Here is a 2,324-nt window from a genome sequence, read left to right as displayed (position 1 = left end):
CCTCGCCGTTCTCTTCCGGGAACAGTCCGATGTGCACCTGCACAGGCTGCTCTCCTACCGTGATCGGGCGAACCCATGCGACATTCTGCAGTTGCACCTCGCTCGGCCCTTCGACCAGCCCGCCGGCTGCATGCTCGACTGCGGCCCGCGCCATCTCCAGATAAGCCACGCCCGGCAGGACGCGATTGCCCTGCACCCGATGATCGTTCAGGAAGAACTCCTCGCCGGTAAAGGTCGACGAGAAACGCTGTTCGGCAAAATCGGACGTGTTCTGATGCAGCAGCGGATGAAGCACGCTCTGCACGCCCGCCGTTTCGGCCGCGACCTGTGCCGTCGCTCTGTTTGCAGCCTTGGGAACCCAATAGCGCTCCTTGGCAAACGGGTAGGTCGGCAGGCTGATGCGCTGCGGACGCCCTTGACGGTAGAGGCGATTCCAGTCGATCTCCACGCCTTTGACCCAGAGGTCTGCCAGCTTGTCATGCTTGCCTTTGGCGATCCATCGGTTCAGGAGTTCCCGCGAGTCTTCGTCTGCGCTGAAGAGCGCAACCGTCTCTTTGTTCTGCTTGACGGAGCTGCGATGCACGCCCGCCTGCCCGTCCGGGTCTGCCAGATACGCTTCGAGCTTTTGCTTCAGCTCCGAGAGGTCACGGACGACAAAGGCCACGCGCTCCTCCATCGCCTCCCGACCGACTTGCAGCGTGTACGCGAGGTCGATCAGGTTGAGGCGTTGAAGAGCCTCCGCAGCCGGGGTGACAGACTCTAGATGCAGGCCGGCCGCCGCCGTTTCCCGCACCACTCCCTCAATCCCTGCCACGCGGGCCACCGCCGCCGCGATCGACTCTTGCTCCAGCAGTTCTTTAGGATCGACCTCCAGTTGGAATTCCGCTTGCAGACGCTCGCTCAGCTGGGCGAGGTGAATCGGTTCGATGCCATATTCGCTCCACTCGACATCCGCTTCCAACGCGTCTGCCTTCACGTGGATCAGCTCCGCGAGCATCTCCCGCATCACCGCTTCCAAACGCAGTTCCATCCCTTGCGCTTGCACAGGCTCCACAGCTTGCACAGCCACCCGCACCGGATTCTGACGCTGCGCCTCCTCGTTCTTGTTCAGAGCCGCCAGCAAGCGGCCCGCATAGGCGACCAGGCGCTCTTTGTTCTTCGCAGACAGAGGAACCAGCGCGGCACCCTGCCCTTCCGTGCTCGTCACCGCTTGCGGCGGGATGTATTCCTCCAAGATCACGTGCGCGTTCGAGCCGTACGCCCCGAACGAGCTCAGCCCGGCACGGCGCGGGTATTCGACCCGCTCACCGTTTTCGATGAGCGTCGGACGCTGCCACTCTTCCGTCTTGTGCTGGACGTAAAAAGGCGAATTTTCCAGATCGATATACGGGTTGAGCTCCACCGAATGCAGCGACGGCACGAGCTTTTTGTGATGAAGCTGCAGGGCGACTTTGTGCAGACCGCTGATGCCGGCCGCCGATTCGCCGTGGCCGATGTTGGACTTGACCGAACCGATCGAGCAGTATTGCTTGTCCTGCGTGAAGTGTCGGAACGCCTTGACCAGCCCTTGGATCTCGATCGGGTCGCCGAGCGACGTCCCGGTGCCGTGCGCTTCCATATACGAGATCGTGCGCGGATCGACACCCGTTTTTTCCAAACATGCCTGAATCATGTCCGCTTGGGCCACCGGGCTCGGGACGGTGATCCCGCTCACCGCGCCCACGTGGTTGGTCGTGCTTCCTTTGACCACTGCATAGATGTGGTCGTTGTCCGCAATCGCCTTGCTCAGCGGCTTGAGCAGCACCGCGCCGATGCCTTCGCCCGACACATACCCGTCGCCGCCCTTGCCGAACGTGTGGCAGTACCCGTCGTTGGAATGCATGTCCATCATGCCATACGTCATGTACTTGTTCGGATGCAGCGACAGGTTCACCCCGCCGGCCAGCGCCACTTCACACTCACCGCGCTTGATGCTCTCCAGCGCCAGATGCACGGCGATTAGCGAAGACGAGCAGACGGTGTCGATCGCCATGCTCGGTCCGTGAAAATTGCAAAAATACGACACGCGGTTCGCGATCGACGCATAGCTGAGCGACAAAGGCTGCGGCTGTCCGTCGCGCACCGCTTCGGCTTGAATCAGCGTATAGTCCTTGTGCATCACCCCGACGAACACGCCGACGTTGCGGCGCTTGTTCGGCCCTTTTGGCGTCACCACCGTCTTCGGGGTGTAGCCGGCGTCTTCCACCGCTTCCCAGCAGGTCTCCAGGAACAAGCGCTCCTGCGGGTCGATCGTCTCCGCCTCCCGTGGCGAGATGCGGAAGAAT

Annotated in this window: 1 protein-coding gene; it reads right to left on the bottom strand. The window is 62.0% G+C overall.

The window, feature by feature from the left end:
* Window positions 1–2,324 (bottom strand): beta-ketoacyl synthase N-terminal-like domain-containing protein (locus tag L696_RS0118615; protein ID WP_025684981.1); only part of this gene is annotated, 2,324 nt, incomplete at both ends.

Origin of the sequence: Paenibacillus maysiensis (assembly GCF_000520815.1) — a bacterium.
GTDB classification, from domain to species: Bacteria; Bacillota; Bacilli; order Paenibacillales; family Paenibacillaceae; genus Paenibacillus; species Paenibacillus maysiensis.
Note: the sequence above shows the minus strand (reverse complement) of the source record. Positions and strands in the feature narration are given on the sequence as shown.